Origin of the sequence: Psychrobacillus sp. NPDC093200, assembly GCF_050280345.1 — a bacterium.
Lineage (GTDB): Bacteria > Bacillota > Bacilli > Bacillales_A > Planococcaceae > Psychrobacillus > Psychrobacillus faecigallinarum.
On record NZ_JBNNVC010000001.1, the window covers coordinates 1195273 to 1212844 of the forward strand.

Sequence of the window (17572 nt, forward strand, 5' to 3'; positions counted from 1 at the left end):
TGTAGAAATATGTTAGAGTTTTCGCTATAGTATAAGGTAGCGGAGTATGCTTACAACTTAGAAAGGAGGGTGCAGCATGTCAAATAGTCATTCTATAACCGCTAATACCGAAACGGAGAGCCAGCCTGTGGCTTCATCTTTTATGAAAGATTTTCTTTCATTGATAAAAATTGGAATCGTGAATTCTAATTTAGTTACAACTTTCACAGGTTTATGGCTAGCTTTCCAGTTTACTAATACAAATTTTCTTCATGAACTAGATTTATTGTTCTTTACGCTTTTTGGATCGGCTTTAATAATTGCAGGTTCTGCTGCGATGAACAATTTCATTGATCGTGATATCGACCCCGTTATGAAGAGTAAAAAAGGCAGACCAACTGTCACTGGAAGATTTAGTCCCTCAGCCGTGCTGATGACTTCTTTCACGTTTCTAATTGTAGGCGAGATTTTCTTATTTATGGCATCTACCTCTGCTGGGATTTGGGGATTAGCTGGTATAATCAGTTATGTCGTTCTTTACTCTATGTGGTCTAAAAGAAAGCATGTTAGTAACACAATTGTCGGTAGTATTTCTGGTGCAATCCCACCGTTAATCGGTTGGGCTGCTGTAGAGCCAGGACTAAGTTTGGGTGCATTAGGCTTGTTCTTAATAATGTTTGCTTGGCAACCACCTCATTTCTATGCTCTTGCTATGAAACGTACGGAAGAGTATAGAGCAGCTAATATTCCAATGTTACCTGTTGTAAAAGGATTCAAGCGTACAAAGGTTTCTATGCTTCTTTGGGTGATTTTATTATTCCCACTGCCATTGTTTTTAATGGAGCTAGGTACTGCTTTTGTCGTATTGGCTACAGCATTAAATGTTGGATGGCTAGTATTAGCTATTAAAGGATTTAAAGTAGAAGACGATATTAAATGGGCGACAAAAATGTTCGTTTATTCATTGAACTATATGACTATTCTATTTGTATCAATGATTATCTTCTCAATGTTTGTTTAATTTTTGGGATTCTTTCTTAGTCAACAAGAATTCATATAAAAGAACCACAGTCCAAATGTACTTGAACACAATAATGAAAGAGGGGTTTGATTTAGCTATGATGAAAGGGCTTAAAAAATGGCGACTTTTTTCACTGTTAGCAGCTCTTACGATTTTTCTGTCGGGTTGTGGCGAAGAATACTTATCAACGCTAGCACCTGCGGGACAAGTCGGGAGAGATCAATTCAATCTATTACTACTTGCATCTGCTATTATGGCATTAGTTATTATAGTGGTAGTAATAATCTATGTAATTGCTCTAACAAGATATAGTCGCAAAAAAGTTGGAGAAAATGTGATTCCTAAACAGGTTGAAGGAAGCCATACGCTTGAGATAATTTGGACAGTTATTCCAATTTTACTTTTAGTTATTCTTGCAATTCCAACTGTATATTACACTTACAAGCACGCAGATGTTGCTGCAATGGATCAAGTGGATGAAGAAGGAAACAAAACACATCTTACAGTAAACGTAACTGCAAAGTTATACTGGTGGGAATTTGAGTACCCAGAGCTTGGTATTGTTACAGCACAAGAATTAGTAGTACCTACAGATGAGCAGGTGTTCTTCAATTTGAAGGCTGCTGATGTAAAACACTCATTCTGGATTCCATCCATCGGTGGTAAATTAGATACTAACGTTGAAAATGTAAACAAATTCTACCTTGTATTCGATAAAGAATCAGCGGGCTTAGAAGACGGAGTGTTCTACGGTAAGTGTGCCGAGCTATGTGGACCTTCACATGCTTTAATGGACTTTAAAGTAAAATCGATGAACCGTGATGATTTTAACGAGTGGGCTGAAGCAATGAAAACCACTGTACATACTGCAGAAGGGGATCTTGCAAAACAAGGGGAAGAACTTTTCCAAACAGCTTCTTGTATCGGATGTCATGCTACGGGTGGCGAAGGTATGGCTCCTCAGACAGGACCAAGCTTAGCTACTTTTGGAGATCGTAATCGTGTAGCCGGCTTCATGGATCATACGAAAGAAAATGTAAAAGCTTGGATTAGTGATCCTCAAAAGTACAAACCAGGTAACGTAATGCCTGATGATACACAATTAAATGGCGGTAAAGAATTTACAGACGAGCAGTTAGATGCTCTTGCAGAATACTTAATGGGACTATCTATTGAAAAATAATTCCATAGATAAAAATGAGGGAGGTAAAAGTTGTGAGTTCTATAGCTAAGAAAAAGGGCTTTGGCGCAACTTTATGGGACTATTTAACAACAGTAGACCATAAAAAGATTGCTGTCCTGTACCTCGCTGCCGGTGGTTTATTTTTCGTAATCGGTGGTATAGAGGCAATGCTAATTCGTATCCAATTAGCTAAACCGGATAACGACTTTGTTAGTGCAGGTCTTTTCAATGAAATTATAACAATGCATGGTACGACAATGATTTTCCTTGCGGCCATGCCGATATTATTTGGTTATATGAATGCCGTTGTACCACTTCAAATTGGTGCACGTGACGTAGCATTCCCATTCTTAAATGCACTTGGTTTTTGGTTATTCTTATTTGGTGGTATCTTCTTAAACCTTTCTTGGTTTATGGGAGGAGCTCCTGATGCTGGATGGACTTCATATGCATCTCTATCTTTAGCATCCCCTGGTCATGGTATTGACTTCTATGCACTCGGACTTCAAATATCCGGTGCAGGTACGTATATTGCCGGGATTAACTTCCTTGTAACGATTATTAATATGCGTGCACCTGGTATGACGTATATGCGTATGCCATTGTTCACTTGGACTACATTCGTGGCAAGTGCATTGATCTTATTTGCATTCCCACCACTTACAATTGGTCTTTTCTTCCTAATCATTGACCGTATGTTTGGAGGACAATTCTTCAATCATGAAATGGGAGGAAATACAATTATCTGGGAGCATTTATTCTGGATCTTTGGACACCCTGAAGTATACATTCTGATTTTACCTGCTTTCGGTATTTTCTCAGAAATCTTCTCGTTATTTGCTCGCAAACGTTTATTTGGATATTCATCCATGGTATTTGCGACCGTATTAATCGGTTTCTTAGGATTCATGGTTTGGGCCCATCACATGTTTACAGTTGGTTTAGGACCAACAGCTAACGCAATTTTTGCTGTTGCGACAATGGCTATTGCCGTTCCAACAGGTATGAAAATATTTAACTGGCTGCTTACAATTTGGGGAGGAAGTATTAAAGTTACGGTTCCAATGCTTTACGCATTAGGATTTATCCCTTCATTCGTAGCAGGTGGTGTAACTGGTGTCATGCAAGCTGCGGCTCCACTTGACTACCAATTACATGATTCATACTTTATCGTTGCCCATTTCCACTATGTAATCGTTGGTGGGGTAGTACTTGCTATCTTAGCTGCATTACATTTATATTGGCCTTTAATGTTCAACCAAATGTTAAGTGAGAAATTAGGTAAATGGACTTTCTGGTTCTTCTTTATCGGTTTCCATATGACATTCTTTATTCAACATTTCTTAGGTTTAATGGGTATGCCGCGTCGTGTATTCACTTTCAGAGCAGATCAAGGTTGGGATTTATTCAACGCAATCAGTTCTGGTGGTGCAGTATTCATGGCAATCGGGGTAATAATCCTTGTAATTAATATTATTATGACTGTAGCTAAAAACGAAAAAGTTGGAAATGACCCTTGGGAAGATGGACGTACATTGGAGTGGGCTATTCCACAACCAATTCCATTCTACAACTTTAAACAAACTCCACTTGTTCGTGGATTAGATACTTTCTGGATTGAAAAACAAGAAGGAAACAAAGAAGGTATGACATATGCAGAGCCAATCTCTGATATCCATATGCCAAACAACTCTTTCATTCCTTTCGTAATGACATTAGGTTTATTTATCGCAGCATTCGGTGCACTTTACAACGGAGAAAAAGATTGGGCTGTTCCAGTATTAGTACTTGGTTTAGCAATCACAGTTGCATCTATGGCTGTTCGTTCACTGAAAGACGACCATGGATATCATATCCATAAAGAAGATTTAATGAATGACGAAGGGGGTAAATAAGAATGGACTTGAATAAAAAGTACTCCCCACAAACTTGGCCAGATCATCCGGAACAAGCAACAATGGAAGGTAAGAATAAATTCTTAGGCTTCTGGTTGTTCCTAGCTGGAGAAACTGTACTGTTTTCTAGTTTATTTGCTACTTATTTAGCTCTTAAAAACAAAGGACCAGAAGGTATGGAATTCTCCACTCAAACATTGTTTGAATTACCTCTAGTTTTTGTTATGACCATGATCCTGTTAACATCTTCGTTAACAAGTGTATATGCAATGTACCATTTGAAAAATCATAATTTCCGTGGTACGCAAACATGGATGGCTATTACAGTACTATTAGGTTTTACTTTCTTAGGCCTAGAAATTTATGAGTTTAATCACTATGTACATTTAGGATTCCATTATGGACAAAGTGCTTTCTCAACTGCGTTCTTTACTTTAGTTGGTACTCACGGTCTTCACGTAGTAATTGGTTTAGGCTGGATTACTCTATTACTTTTACGTAATGCTAAACGTGGTTTCAGCTTATATAACGCACCAAAATACTATACTGCTTCACTATACTGGCACTTTATTGACGTTGTGTGGGTATTCATCTTTACAGTAGTATACTTGATGGGAGTTGTTGGTTAATATGTCATCACACGACAATCATGTTTACGTAAGATCTCAAACTGAATTTGAGTACTTGAAGCGAAAAAGAAAAGAGAGTATGCGTACGCAAGTAACTACATTCTCTATTATGATTTTCTTGACATTAATCTCTTTCACAGCAGTGGTTGCAGGTTTCTCAAAATACTACATTATCCCGATTATTTTATTGTTAGCTGCAGTACAAGTAGTTTTACAACTTTACTACTTCATGCATATGAGTGAAAAAAATCATAACATTCCAGCATACTTTATTTACTTTGCGGCAATGGTTGGATTTACTTTCCTACTAACTTTTATAACAATTGTTTGGTGGTAATTACAAAAAGAGAGCTAAGATTTTCTTAGCTCTCTTTTGTTTGTTTTAAACAAAAGACTTTTCTAGAATTATGTTAAGATTGATTGAGTACAAAGCTCGAAAGAATGAGGGAGTCTCCTTAGCGTCCATTAATTTTGTTGGGAATAGTTGTCCCCATTAATGAGGGCCTATATTGGATATTAATTTGAAACATTCAACTCATAAGTATATAGTAATAATTGTCATAGTTCGTTCATTTGATGTTACTTGTACTGCCCTATATAATAAAGGTAGCAACTTAAAAAGGAGCGTAATAGAATGTCAATTAGCATATTCGGCTTCCAGGCTTTATGGAGTCCTATTTTATTAGGACTTTTAGTTTGTATAGCTATTCTATATTTTTTGATCACCGTCAAATGGAGAAATGATTTTAAAGTTTCTGAGCCATTAAAAAGAAAAGAAGCGGTATTTTTTGTATCTGGTTTATTGCTTTTATATATTGTAAAAGGTTCTCCGTTAGATTTAATGGCACATATTATGTTTACCTTCCATATGGTGCAAATGGCACTATTGTTATTATTAGTTCCGCCACTACTTATGAAAGGGATTCCATGGTGGGTGTGGAAGGTAGTTATTGAGCTGCCGGTTTTAAGAAAAGTGATTCCTTTCTTGACTAAACCACTATTTTCTTTAGTATTGTTTACCATGACATTCTCGCTCTATCATATTCCATTAGTCTTTGACGCGATTAAGATGAATGAGGTACTCCATGGAACATATACATTATTGTTATTCTTTGCAGCTGTATTTATGTGGTGGTCTATTGTTGACGTAATTGAATCAGAGAAAAAACTACATGGTCTAAAGAAAATTGGTTTTATTGTTGCTAGTGCTATATTAATTACTCCAGCCTGTGCTCTAATCATTTTCTCTAGTAACCCAATGTATGATACTTATACAGATTCAGATGTTTGGCTAAAAAATATGGAACTTTGTGTTCCTTCTGACACTTTAGCTGGTCTAAGTCTATCTGGCCCAGAGTTATTTTCTAACTTGGATCCTCTTGAGGATCAGCAGCTTGGTGGAATTGTGATGAAGATTATTCAAGAGCTTATATATGCTGCCTTCTTATTCTCCATATTCTTTGCATGGTATAAAAATGAGCAGGATAATGCAGATGAAATAACTCAAAAAGCATTAGACGACTTAAAGGTACAAGCTAAACTATAATTTTTTATATTAGAGGAGAATGAAGATGAGTGTTCCAGTATTACCTACAATAAGCACGTTTTTTATTGTCTTAAGTGCTGTACTTGTTGCAATTGGTTGGATTTTAGTGAAGCAAAGGAAAATTGAGGCACATAAAAAGACGATGTTTGCTGCAGCAATATCAGCATTAACATTTTTTATCATTTATGTTTCTCGTACATTGTTTATAGGGAATACTGCTTTTGGTGGACCAGACGATATAAAAATTTACTATACGGTTTTCCTAGTTTTTCATATTATCTTAGCTACAACAGGAGCAGTATTTGGGCTAGTTACAATTTATCTAGGCTACAAAAATAATATAAAGAAACACCGTAAACTTGGACCAATTACTAGTGTCATATGGTTCTTTGTTGCAATAACAGGAGTAGCGGTTTATGCGTTACTTTACGTAATTTATGAGGGCGGCGAAACGACTTCCGTTTTTAAAGCAATCCTTGGTGGATAATTAACAACTAAAATACACAAAGGCAATCAAGATTATTAATTCTTGATTGCCTTTGTTTTTGTACTATTATAATCGTATGTAATAGGTGAAACAAATACAAGCGGTCTATTTCGTAAGCTATTAAACCGATAGCAGGCAAAAAAATAAGGCATTCTGTTAAAAAGAACAGTAAGGCCTTAAATTGCTATTTCGTTAATAATAATGTCTTTGTAAATATTCATATTTTAAAGTTTAAGCGGATCATACCTGCTTCTCTTGCTGTAATAAACAATATGACTACTAGTGGTCCGATTAAAAATCCTAGGAAGCCAAACAACTTGGCACCGATGAACATGGCAATAAGGATAGCAAGGGGGGAAATACCCATTTGAGTACCCATTAGTTTAGGTTCCACAGCTCTTCTAATGATTAGTAAAATAAGAGCTAAAACGGTCAATTTTGTGGCAAATACAGTGTCACCAACTAAAAACAAGTAACCTGCCCAAGGAGCGAGTATAGCAATAGAACCAAGAATTGGTATTACATCTATAATCCAAATAACTATGGACATAATAACAGCCACCTTAGGGCTTACTATAAATAACAGACCTATTAAAGAAGCACCTAATATGATAAAGCTTGCTAATATTTGAGCTTTCATAAAGCCGATTACAACCTTTTTTATGCTGGAAGACATGACACGTACCTTTTCGGCAGTTCCTTCAGAGAGGAAATAAAAGAATTTTGCTCTTATATTTTCTAAGTCCAACATAAACAAAAAAAGGGCAATTATAAATACAATAAAATTAACAAGAAAGTTAGGAATATTTGTTAGCAATGCCGAGATGTTAGAATAGCTAAGAAGATCTAGGAGGGCATCTCTCATGCTGGTTAATGCAGAGTCAAACTTGTCTTGTATAGATTCTACTACTTCTAGAGGTAAGCCCTCGGTATATTTAAAAATATTATTTTGCACATTGATCCACACACCAGTCAAGCTATTTAGATGAAATGGAATTACTTTGGAAGTATATAAAAGTTGGCTTATCAGCTTCGTTACAGTGAAGTATAAGAGAGCTGAAATAATTGTCATGAAAAAAATAAAATTAGTAATAACTGCAGGTTTTCTCTTCCATTTAAATATCTTTTCAGTAAATTTTACAATTGGTTCAATAATTATAGCGGTAAGCAAAGCCAAAATAATTGGAACCGATACAGGAAGGATGAAAATAGAAATTAACAGGATAAAAAGAAAGAGGATTATATATTTAATATGCTCTTTTTTTAAAGCTTTAAAAGCCATTCCATTTTGCTCCTTTGTAGGTCGTTCTTTTAAGTATAGACAAGAAATACCAGTTTTAACAGCTAAAAAAACGTTAGAGAAATTATCTCTAACGTCTAGAAATTATTTTGATTGAATAGCAAACTCAGTTAGTTCAGCACTCAAAGCTTTTAACGTTTGATCACAAGATTTAACTAAGTGGTTTGGAAATACTTCATTTTCTCCGTACTCTACACCATGTGGATAATAGTGTTTTCCTAAAACCGGTTTTAAAAGAGTAATGTTAGCTTCATGAGCGCCTACATCGCCTTCTTTTGTAAAGCCGAAAATTCGAAGATAAAATGTACCCTCTTTTATTTCAAATTTCTTATCATAAGTCACACGCTCATAATCCCATTGCCCTGCACGAATTAAGCCATGTTTTTTCATAACATCGTCTAATACGTTAAGGTCTAAGACTTTGTTTTCTATACCTGTATTTTCAAAATACATCGAATTGTCCTCCTTCACATTGAAGTTATCCTAAGAATCTGTTCTTATTAATATTAATTCAAATTCAAAAATGTTGCAATGACAACATTGTGTATTTGTATATATCCTTGATATACTAGGAATACGAAGTAACTTCGAAGGAGCCAAGATAAAATGAAAACTCTCTTTCATATTTTAGTTGGCATTGCTATTTTGCTATTAATATTTATATATTTTGATACACCAATCCAAGAAAATGATCTAATAACAGGTTCAAATAACTCAGGACAACTAATTCCTGTGGAAAAAGAGGAAATAGTAGAAGCGGTCAATATATTCACTAGACCAAAGGAAGGTATTTCTTCGCTGATCGGTAAAGCAGCTGAAGAAGTGACAGCACTTTATGGTACTCCGACTAGAATCGATCCCTCAACCTTTGGATATGATTGGTGGGTATATAATGACTCGTTCTCTACTTATAAGCTAATAGGAGTAGAAGATAATATAGTTACACAAGCGTATGCTCTAGGAAGAAATGTGGATGCATCTCCATACAAAATTGGTCAATCACTTGAGGATATATATCGATTTACACTTGTTCAATCTGAAATAACTATGACCATTGGTGAAAATACTTATATTTTTTCTTTAAATGAAGAGGACATTAACACAAGGCTGTTAGTCCAGTTCGATGATTTATATGCAATACTCTATATCGATCAACTTGATCAGCAGCTGGAAGCGGTGAGATTTAGTGATTCCAAAACTCTATTGATGCATAAACCCTATGATATTTTATATAGTGGGGACGTTATAGAATCCAAAACACCATCTTCTGTTCTCCAAGCAGCAGCTGACAGAGCAACTGCTAAACAAGTTGTAGAAATAACCAATGTCTTAAGACTTCGCCATGGTTTACGGGTGTTAGAGTCTGATGTAGGATTACAAAATATATCCTACGAGCACAGTGCTGAAATGGCGAAGAATAATATTGTAACTAACGAAAAATTTGAAATACCGAAGTTTAAAGATAAGCTTAAAGAAGCCTCATTAGACTTCTCCAGAGCAGGGGGTAATACTGCAGCGTTTTATTTTGATGCAGGTGAAGCTGTGAATGGATGGTTGAATTCAAAAGAGCATCGAGAAACTTTGCTAGGAAGATCTTATACTCATACAGGAGTTGGAGTATACAGTAATTACTACACGCAAAACTTTATTGAGAAAAAGGATAATCTTGAATGATTATTTATTGATATACAAACGTACCATTCGTTTCTTCATACAGAGAACGAATATGAAGGGGAACGCTATGAAGGGCAGCGAATTTTGCTGCTCTTTTTTGTATGACTTCAACTGGTTCATTTATTTTAAGCTGGAGCTCTTCATAGGTCATATAAGATATTAATTCAACTTGTTTATTTGTAGATGGATCTGATGTCATGACTCCTGGAACATTTTTATAAAATTCTACGACATCTGCCTTTAAATAATGACCATATACAACAGCTGTTAAATCACTTCCTCCTCTACCTAACGTTGTAAAGTTGTTTGAATATTTGGAGACGCCTTGAAATCCAGGAACAACTACACAATGATAGGTTTCAAAGGCTTTATTAATCTCAGATATATCGACGTATTCAATATTTGCATTACCATATGACTCGTTTGTAATAATTCCAGCATTTTTGCCATATAAAATAGTTGAGTGAAGCCCCTCATTTTTTAGTTCGGCTACTAATACAGAGGCAGATATGAGCTCTCCGCAAGCAGAAAGTAAATCTGTTTCAATGCTATGTGGTGTATTCGGAATAAGATCTAGTAAAGTATCTGTAGCGTAATGTTGACCTCTTCTTCCCATGGCAGATACAACAACCAACACTTTCTTATGGGTAGTGACTGCTTTTTGGATTCTTTCGATGACTAGACGTCTATTCGAAGAATCCTGCATCGCAATACCACCATATTTTTGCACAATCATATTTTCAACCACTCTTCTCGTGACATTTCAAACACTCCGTTCATACGATACAAGGAATTCATTTTACTGTATGCGATGTAACTAGAATGGTGTAGGGAGTTGAGTTACTATTTATTCATTAAAAGAGCTATTAGACGGGTTGGAGTATAAAATTTTTGGTGATTTAAGCGGTTTGGCTATTGATCGTTTTATTGATCATTCCAAGCAAATTCAAATAGGGGATGTATTTGTTTCGGAATCGAACAATCGAGCGTATATAGAAGAGGCAATTCAAAATGGGGCAAAAATAGTTATTACAAAATATTATGTATCAGATTGTAGTATTCCCCAAATTGTCCTTCCTTCGGATATGTGCCTTTTGCAAGACAAAATTGCATACTTAACGCACAAAATGTATGGTCAAAAAATAAAAACAGTAGGAATTACAGGAACTAACGGAAAAACAACTGTTGCATCCTTTACTGGACAACTGTTAATGCAACAAAACAAATCTGTATGTGTTGTTGGTACATTAGGTGTATACGTCAACGGAAAAAAATTAGAGAAACAGTTTAGAAGTAATACAACGCTCCCTTTTTACGATTTTATCCAAGTTGTGAGATATTGTTATGAACATGATGTTGAATATATAGTTTTAGAGGCCTCATCACAAGGATTATTGGACAATCGGTTAGGCGGTTACCCAATGGACATAGCAGTATTTTTAAATATAGGTAAGGATCATTTAGAGTTCCACGGGGGCATGGTACCATATAAGAAATCTAAAGAACTGCTAATTCCATTAGCTAAACAATTGGTTATTAATAATAATGACGAATGGTGTCGCTCAGTTGCTCAAAAGTCATATATCCCTACTATCCGATTTGGAGACCGGGAAGGAAATGATGTGGTTTTCAAGAGAGAGAAGCATTTAGATGAAAACGTTAAATATGAGTATGATGTGAACGGCAGACAAACAGAAGTTACTATGAGAAACAGTGGTTATCACAATGGTATGAATTTAGCAGCAGCAATTGGAGTTTTGTTAGGATTAGGTATTTCCTGTGAATCCATTAAACCTGTAAGCCTCCCAGCTGGAAGATTACAGAGAGTGGAAAACAAAATGGGTATTGAGGTGCTAATAGACTATGCCCATACCCCCGACGCATTAGAAGCCTGCTTAAGCTCTATTTATAGTTATGCGAAGCACAATATTTACGTTGTATTCGGTTGTGGCGGTAATCGAGATAAGCAAAAGAGAAAATCTATGGGAGAAGTTGCGTCAAAGTATGCTACTAAGGCAATTATTACTTCTGATAACCCACGTAATGAGAAACCAGAAGCAATTATTGCAGATATTGTTCAAGGCATTATGCCAAGCAAAGTGATTGTGGAGACTAACCGTAGAAAAGCTATCGAATTGGCACTTGCCACCGCAAAAGTGGGAGACGTCGTTCTTGTAGCTGGGAAGGGACACGAAAAAGAACAAATTATCAAAGATGTTGTTTTACCCTTTTCCGATGTGGAAGTTGTCCATTCCTATTTTAAAGAATTGGATGTCGGTGTTATAACAAAAAATGATCCGGTTGCATAAGCAATTTTTTTTCCATCTGGCTGGGTTACCGTACATTCCATAACTAACGTTTGCCGTCCTTTATGTAAGTATGTAGAAGTAGCAATCAGTTGTTTTTCAGATGCTGCTTTTATGTAGTGGATTGTCATATTTGTTGTAACTGCACCTTTACCTTCTGCATGGAGATCTTTGTTGACTAAGAATCCCATTGCATTGTCTACTAGCGTTGCAATAACTCCTCCGTGTGGCATATCAAAGCTATTATAGATTAAAGGAGTAACTGGAAGAGTCACGATACAATGGTTATCTTCGTAGCGAGTATCCATCTGAAATGTTGCATTTAAATAAGTAGGAGCAGTGCCTTGTCGTTTATGCTGTAGACCTAGAATGAAGTCAGTCAGTAATCCTTTTTCTGTATCGGAAGCTTCCTTGGTAACTTGTTCAAAGAGCGTTTGTAATTCATTCATAATATATTCTCCTGACATTTAAGATATTAGTTTAGCAATTGTCTCCATTTTTCTGTTATGATAGACAGGATTGGAGGTTTTATTTATGATTATGACCGATGAATGGGTCGATATTATGGACCACTCAGATTTACTATGTACTATGGTTTTATCCTCTGAACAATTTTACCATTACTTAGATGCACATCGTGCTGTATATACAAAACCTGAACTCGTTCGGGAGATCAACAACTTCACCAGACTGAAGGACCAATATGAAGAGGTTCAGCGTTTTGGAAAATACCATCCAGATTATTCAAGAGTAATGAAGGATATTCGTGTAACTAAACGTAACCTTGATATGGTAGACGAAGTAGCTGCTTTAAGAGTAGCAGAAAACGAATTACAAGACCTTCTAGATGAAGTAAGCTTGATTGTAGGTAAATCTGTATCAGAAGGTGTCAAAGTCCCTGTAAGCAACCCATTTTTCGCTTCTAGTAGCTCAAGCTGTGGAAGCGGATGTGGATCTGGTGGTTCGTGTTCTTGTTCTGCATAAATTAGGAAGGATGTGTGCATTTATTTGCACACATCCTTTTTTAATGACAAGAAAGCATATGCTTTTTCAATTCGTGTATAAACTAAAGCAGGCTCCCTTTATTTCAAACAGGAAAAGGGGTGAATTATTTTTTAAAAATTGAAGTTAATTACATACGTGCTATCTATTTTTTTATTTATTGGTGTAACAGACGGTGACTACCTCGGAAAGCGTCGGCCTAAATTGGAAAGCAAGCTATTTTTATACCTTAGTCTAACTTTAGTGCGTCAATAGCTAAATCAGGTCTGTCTGTAATAATTCCCTTAGCTCCATTTTGGATGAGCTTTTTCATCACCACAGGATCGTTGATAGACCAATAGTGTACAGGAATATTTAAAGTTGATAAAAATTTTATAAATCCTGGGCTATCTAAAGATACCATTCTAGCTTTTAATGGTAGCTGGAAGACGTCTGATCTAGGGTGATATAAATGTCTAAACTGACTTGTATAAGCGGTATATGCTTTTTTAACCTCTTTTTCCCCGGCTCCTAGGGTAACAGTGTTTTGTGCATAAAGATTGAAACGATCAATTTGCTCATCAAAGAAGCTAGTTACTACCACTCGATCGAAAGCTTGTTTTTCTTCTATCAATCTCCATAGCTTAGAGGGCATTAGACTACCTTCATAGGTTTCAGGGTTGTCCTTAATATCCATGTTAATAAGCATTTGGGGATAGGCATCAAGCAATTCACCTAAAGTCAATACTTGTTCTCCCGTTCCCCTAAATGAATAAGCATCACTTAAATCTTTGAAATAATAACCCAGGTCAGCAGCCTTAAGTTCTGATAATGTGTAATCGGAGACTTTGCCTGTGAAGTCTGTTACTCTTTCTAGTGTTTCATCATGGAAAACGATAATTTCTTCATCTTTTGTTAATCTCAAATCAATCTCGAAGCCATGAACTCCTAATTTTGCAGCGTTTTCGAAGGCAGCCATCGAACCTTCAGGTGCCAGGGCAGCTCCTCCACGGTGTGCAAGAATAATGGGATGATCATACTTTAGTGCTTCTTTTGAAGGACGGCCAGTTGGCTTTGACAAAGCTTTTGTACTTGCCCATGCGGCACCAGCGGCAGCTGCAATGGCGATAGCTACATTAGATTTTTTCCCCATTCTTATCCCCCTTTTTATAAACTAACTAAAATTATAGCAAGATAATATGCTCTCATCTATCTAATTTTAAATGTCTTTTTTCTTTTATTATAGCTAATGTATATTTAACTGTCAGCTAGTTGTTGTTGCTATCAAAATCCTCCATATGTTATTCTTGAAGGAAGAAATGAGGGAAACGTATGACAGAACGACAAGGACTAATTGTCTATGTGCATCATTTAAAACAGGCAAAATCTTTAAGAAAATACGGTCATGTACATTATATTTCTAAAAAGATGAAATATGTAGTTTTGTATTGCGACCAAGACCAAATAGAAGTAGCTAAACAAAAAATGAATAAACTTCCTTTTGTAAAAGAAATTTTAGAATCGTATCGACCATTTTTAAAAACTGAGTTTGAAAATAGTAAACCAGATAAAGCGAAAGAGTACGATTATAAAATTGGGTTATAAAATACCCATTAATGGAATGGTGGTATATAATGGTTTAATCTTAATATGCCAATAATATACTGATAAAATAAATCATTGTCTGCAAAAGTAGACGAATGCTTGATAGAAATCCGAATAGGTTCCACATGTAACTCTTTTAATGTTTCTGTAAATGTACTTAGTCTTTTGGATTCAGGCAGTGTTTGGGGAATCCCTTCACGGCAAATATAAATTGGGAAAAAATTAGTATCATTCACGGGTTTTAGAGCAATTGCTATTGATATAACTTCCTTCCCGTTTTTTGGGGATGTGAAGATAAATGCTCTGTATATACGATCTTTGTTTACTCGTGCGAGTTCACAAAGCTCAAATGAATCTCCGTAACCTTCGCCAAGCTCTATAAAACGTTGGATCAATGAAAACACTTCCTTTCCAATCCATCTTACCACTTTGTTGGAGGACAATTCCATGAAAATTATTGTTGGCTTTTTATCCATGTTTTTAGTTGTTACAAACTGTGTTTTATTATTATTTCAGTATGAGGTTTACTCTTCTAATATAGATGAAGAGGGACAAGCCTTTTTATATGAACAAGAAATTGATATTCAGTTATTAAAGGATAGCGTTCAAGTGAATCAGCACTTTTTCGATCTTCCTTCAGAAAAGCTTTCTATCGCTTGGCCACTATCCAGTGAAAACAGAAGCTGTATTAGCAACAACATAGACAGCTGCGATAGATTAACTGAAGATTTAGCTAGCTTTCAAGAGGGAGAATCTTCTAGTCAAAGTATTTCTTACACTATACCTTTAAAAAAAGGCTTACAGGAAGGAATTATTCTTTCAGATTTTCTAAGTAAGATTGAAAATGGCGGTGTTTCCTTTTCTACCCTACATATTACTGATTCTTTAAAAAGGGGAGGAGTTTGGGTAAGTGGTTTGCCCAATGTTGGTAATTCATCGTTAGACTTAATTGACTATTCTCTGTTTTTTGGTGAAGGCCCAGTACAGGATTTATATTGGCAACAAGAGGTTCTACCTATACAATACGAAAATCAGAACTTTACCATTTACTCCAAGGATCCAATCACAACCGGACTTAAAGAACTATTGGATGAATTGCACTTACCTAATGCTAGTCATTCCTCGGTTTTATTTACACCAAACAAGAATGATGTGAATCCAAGCAGTATTTTATTTGTCCAAACAGATGATTTACCATCTATACAGAGGGAGCTAATTGTTAAAAATGTTCAAATGGGTTATAAGCTTCCTGCCGATAATCTTCTACTTGCAGAAGTGGTAAGCAGCTTTATAATGGAATCCCCTGTTGGAACCGAAAAATCAATTTGGATGTATGAGACACTTACTAATTATCTTACAAGTAGCCAGGCTCTAGAATGGAAGACTAAGTTAGAGGGGCAGAAACAGCTAAGTGCAGAGAAATTAGATAATCTATTATCATCCATCATTGATTCAAAGACATCGTTCTTTCATTTAAATGAACAGACAACAGAGAAATTTCCATTGCTGTTTGAGGATTCTCGAGAAGTGTATGTGAATAATAGTCTGCAAAAAGATATACATGTGTTACTAAAGGATGGAAAGGTTCTATATGCTGCGGAGCCATTGTTAGATGTTCTTGGCTATACTTATGATGACACAGATAAAGGTTTATATGTTCAAAATGCAACTAGAGCTTTTAGATTTCCGATTCAAGAGCCATTTTATGTGTATAATCAGAAGAGATATGATGCTATGTCAGAGCCATTTGAAAAAATTGGTTCAAAATTCTATATAGAAGAGACGTGGATGATTCGTTTGTTTTTATTGAACACTGATAAAAATGAAGAACGAATAAACTTGCAGGAAGCTACGTCTAACTAATGCTAGGAGAAATTGTATGAGAGTTATTTCAGGTAGTAGAAAAGGGCTTCCTTTAAAGGCGGTTCCAGGTACTAACACTAGACCAACTACTGATAAAGTAAAGGAATCAATATTTAATATGATCGGTCCGTATTTTGACGGTGGGACTGCAGTAGATTTGTTTGCTGGTAGTGGAGGTCTTGGTATTGAATCGTTAAGTAGAGGAATCGATATATGTATTTTTATCGAAAAAGATCAAAAGGCTGTTCAAACCATCAATGAAAATTTGAAAAAATGTCGGTTAGAGGATGCAAGTGAGATTTATAAAATTGATGCTTCTCGTGCTGTAAAGGCTTTTGAAAAAAGATCATTAAAACTCGAATTGTTATTCGTTGATCCACCTTACAGTAAGACCCCTTTTTACAACTTAGTTGGAGAGATAGTCGAGAAGGGTCTTATGTCTGATACAGGTATTATCGTATGTGAGCATGAGAAAATGGTCGATTTGCCAGATTCCTATGGTAATTTTGAGCTTTCACGTAGAGAGAATTATGGAGGAACGGTTATTTCAATTTACCGCCATCAAGTAGAAGAGGAGAATTTAGATGAGTAAAATTGCAGTCGTTCCAGGAAGTTTTGATCCCATTACTTACGGACATCTTGATATCATTACTCGAGGTGCTTCTATTTTCTCAGAGGTCTATGTGGTTGTCTTGAATAATTCCTCTAAAAACCCTCTGTTTTCAGTAGAAGAGCGAGTAAAGCTTATTCAAGAAGTAACAGCTCATTTGCCAAACGTGAGAGTGGAAACCTTCTCTGGTCTACTAATGGACTATGCACAAGAAGTAGGGGCAAGTGCTATCATTAGGGGGCTAAGAGCAGTGTCGGACTTTGAATACGAAATGCAGATCACCTCTATGAACCGAGTTTTAAATGATGAAATCGAGACTTTTTTTATCATGACTAAAAATCAATATTCCTTTTTAAGCTCTAGTATAGTAAAAGAAGTTGCCAAGTACGGTGGTAATATAGGAGAACTTGTTCCTTCCCAAGTGGAACAAGCCCTAAAGGAAAAATATAAACATTAAAAACCTTACCTATTGGTGAGGTTTTTTTTACGAAAA

At 35.9% G+C, this 17572-nt stretch carries 20 protein-coding genes; 14 read left to right on the plus strand and 6 right to left on the minus strand.

The genetic code is table 11. The features are described from left to right. Nucleotides 1-76: 76 nt before the first annotated feature. The 7 genes from cyoE (at nt 77) to ACQKNZ_RS05815 (ending at nt 6740) form a co-directional block, all read left to right on the plus strand. Nucleotides 77-1000 (plus strand): heme o synthase, encoded by a 924-nt coding sequence (gene cyoE / locus ACQKNZ_RS05785; protein ID WP_144537922.1) that lies wholly within the window; start codon nt 77-79, stop codon nt 998-1000. A gap of 97 nt (nt 1001-1097) precedes the next feature. Further along, a complete protein-coding gene (coxB, locus tag ACQKNZ_RS05790; protein WP_154311200.1) occupies nt 1098-2183 on the plus strand; it encodes a cytochrome c oxidase subunit II in 1086 nt (361 codons plus the stop codon). Between the two features lie 32 nt (nt 2184-2215). Continuing rightward, nucleotides 2216-4078: a cytochrome c oxidase subunit I gene (locus tag ACQKNZ_RS05795; protein ID WP_154311199.1), complete on the plus strand. Its 1863-nt coding sequence runs from the start codon at nt 2216-2218 to the stop codon at nt 4076-4078. Nucleotides 4079-4080: 2 nt separating this feature from the next. Continuing rightward, the gene (locus ACQKNZ_RS05800) at nt 4081-4707 is read left to right on the plus strand and encodes a cytochrome (ubi)quinol oxidase subunit III (protein WP_144537924.1); all 627 of its coding nucleotides are present in this window, start codon (nt 4081-4083) and stop codon (nt 4705-4707) included. A gap of 1 nt (nt 4708) precedes the next feature. Next, nucleotides 4709-5044, plus strand: coding sequence for a cytochrome c oxidase subunit IVB (gene ctaF / locus ACQKNZ_RS05805; protein ID WP_144537925.1), 336 nt, complete (start codon nt 4709-4711; stop codon nt 5042-5044). Between the two features lie 297 nt (nt 5045-5341). Further along, nucleotides 5342-6253 (plus strand): cytochrome c oxidase assembly factor CtaG, encoded by a 912-nt coding sequence (ctaG, locus tag ACQKNZ_RS05810; protein ID WP_151110659.1) that lies wholly within the window; start codon nt 5342-5344, stop codon nt 6251-6253. Between the two features lie 25 nt (nt 6254-6278). Beyond that, nucleotides 6279-6740, plus strand: coding sequence for a DUF420 domain-containing protein (locus tag ACQKNZ_RS05815; RefSeq protein ID WP_144537927.1), 462 nt, complete (start codon nt 6279-6281; stop codon nt 6738-6740). 217 nt (nt 6741-6957) lie between these two features. Here ACQKNZ_RS05815 and ytvI read toward each other — a convergent pair whose 3' ends face one another. Beyond that, nucleotides 6958-8022 carry a sporulation integral membrane protein YtvI gene (ytvI, locus tag ACQKNZ_RS05820; RefSeq protein ID WP_144537928.1) on the minus strand — a complete coding sequence of 355 codons (1065 nt, stop codon included), beginning with the start codon at nt 8020-8022 and terminating at the stop codon, nt 6958-6960. Nucleotides 8023-8124: 102 nt separating this feature from the next. Beyond that, nucleotides 8125-8493, minus strand: a complete 369-nt coding sequence (locus tag ACQKNZ_RS05825) for a YugN family protein (RefSeq protein WP_144537929.1) — start codon at nt 8491-8493, stop codon at nt 8125-8127. A 153-nt stretch (nt 8494-8646) separates the two neighbouring features. Between ACQKNZ_RS05825 and ACQKNZ_RS05830 the strand changes: the two genes are divergently transcribed. Then, on the plus strand, nt 8647-9714 hold the full coding sequence (locus ACQKNZ_RS05830; RefSeq protein WP_144537930.1) for a CAP domain-containing protein: 1068 nt from the start codon (nt 8647-8649) through the stop codon (nt 9712-9714). A gap of 4 nt (nt 9715-9718) precedes the next feature. Here ACQKNZ_RS05830 and ACQKNZ_RS05835 read toward each other — a convergent pair whose 3' ends face one another. After that, on the minus strand, nt 9719-10450 hold the full coding sequence (locus ACQKNZ_RS05835) for an aspartate kinase (protein ID WP_144537931.1): 732 nt from the start codon (nt 10448-10450) through the stop codon (nt 9719-9721). A gap of 139 nt (nt 10451-10589) precedes the next feature. On the opposite strand from ACQKNZ_RS05835, the gene ACQKNZ_RS05840 reads away from it, so the two are divergent. After that, nucleotides 10590-12023 (plus strand): UDP-N-acetylmuramoyl-L-alanyl-D-glutamate--2,6-diaminopimelate ligase, encoded by a 1434-nt coding sequence (locus ACQKNZ_RS05840; RefSeq protein ID WP_427658559.1) that lies wholly within the window; start codon nt 10590-10592, stop codon nt 12021-12023. Here ACQKNZ_RS05840 and ACQKNZ_RS05845 read toward each other — a convergent pair. Continuing rightward, nucleotides 11969-12469 carry a PaaI family thioesterase gene (locus tag ACQKNZ_RS05845; protein WP_186318123.1) on the minus strand — a complete coding sequence of 167 codons (501 nt, stop codon included), beginning with the start codon at nt 12467-12469 and terminating at the stop codon, nt 11969-11971. The two genes, ACQKNZ_RS05840 and ACQKNZ_RS05845, sit on opposite strands and share 55 nt — an antisense overlap. An 85-nt stretch (nt 12470-12554) precedes the next feature. On the opposite strand from ACQKNZ_RS05845, the gene ACQKNZ_RS05850 reads away from it, so the two are divergent. Continuing rightward, entirely contained in the window at nt 12555-13004 is a 450-nt protein-coding gene (locus ACQKNZ_RS05850; protein WP_427658562.1) for a YlbF family regulator, read from the plus strand. 247 nt (nt 13005-13251) lie between these two features. Here ACQKNZ_RS05850 and ACQKNZ_RS05855 read toward each other — a convergent pair whose 3' ends face one another. Next, nucleotides 13252-14154 (minus strand): glycerophosphodiester phosphodiesterase, encoded by a 903-nt coding sequence (locus ACQKNZ_RS05855; RefSeq protein ID WP_144537935.1) that lies wholly within the window; start codon nt 14152-14154, stop codon nt 13252-13254. Nucleotides 14155-14333: 179 nt separating this feature from the next. Here ACQKNZ_RS05855 and ACQKNZ_RS05860 point away from each other — a divergent pair, with 179 nt between their 5' ends. Continuing rightward, nucleotides 14334-14606: a YlbG family protein gene (locus ACQKNZ_RS05860; RefSeq protein WP_144537936.1), complete on the plus strand. Its 273-nt coding sequence runs from the start codon at nt 14334-14336 to the stop codon at nt 14604-14606. 8 nt (nt 14607-14614) lie between these two features. On the opposite strand, the gene ACQKNZ_RS05865 is transcribed toward ACQKNZ_RS05860, so the two are convergent. Continuing rightward, nucleotides 14615-15001, minus strand: coding sequence for a DUF7147 family protein (locus ACQKNZ_RS05865; protein ID WP_427658564.1), 387 nt, complete (start codon nt 14999-15001; stop codon nt 14615-14617). A 52-nt stretch (nt 15002-15053) separates the two neighbouring features. Between ACQKNZ_RS05865 and ACQKNZ_RS05870 the strand changes: the two genes are divergently transcribed. Genes ACQKNZ_RS05870 through coaD form a run of 3 tightly spaced genes read left to right on the plus strand, consistent with a single transcriptional unit; the run spans nt 15054 to nt 17536 of the window. Beyond that, nucleotides 15054-16469 carry a hypothetical protein gene (locus ACQKNZ_RS05870; RefSeq protein WP_427658566.1) on the plus strand — a complete coding sequence of 472 codons (1416 nt, stop codon included), beginning with the start codon at nt 15054-15056 and terminating at the stop codon, nt 16467-16469. Between the two features lie 16 nt (nt 16470-16485). Continuing rightward, on the plus strand, nt 16486-17061 hold the full coding sequence (rsmD, locus tag ACQKNZ_RS05875) for a 16S rRNA (guanine(966)-N(2))-methyltransferase RsmD (RefSeq protein WP_342578268.1): 576 nt from the start codon (nt 16486-16488) through the stop codon (nt 17059-17061). Next, nucleotides 17054-17536 carry a pantetheine-phosphate adenylyltransferase gene (coaD, locus tag ACQKNZ_RS05880; RefSeq protein ID WP_144537940.1) on the plus strand — a complete coding sequence of 161 codons (483 nt, stop codon included), beginning with the start codon at nt 17054-17056 and terminating at the stop codon, nt 17534-17536. Before rsmD ends, coaD begins: the two co-directional genes overlap by 8 nt. Nucleotides 17537-17572: the final 36 nt, after the last annotated feature.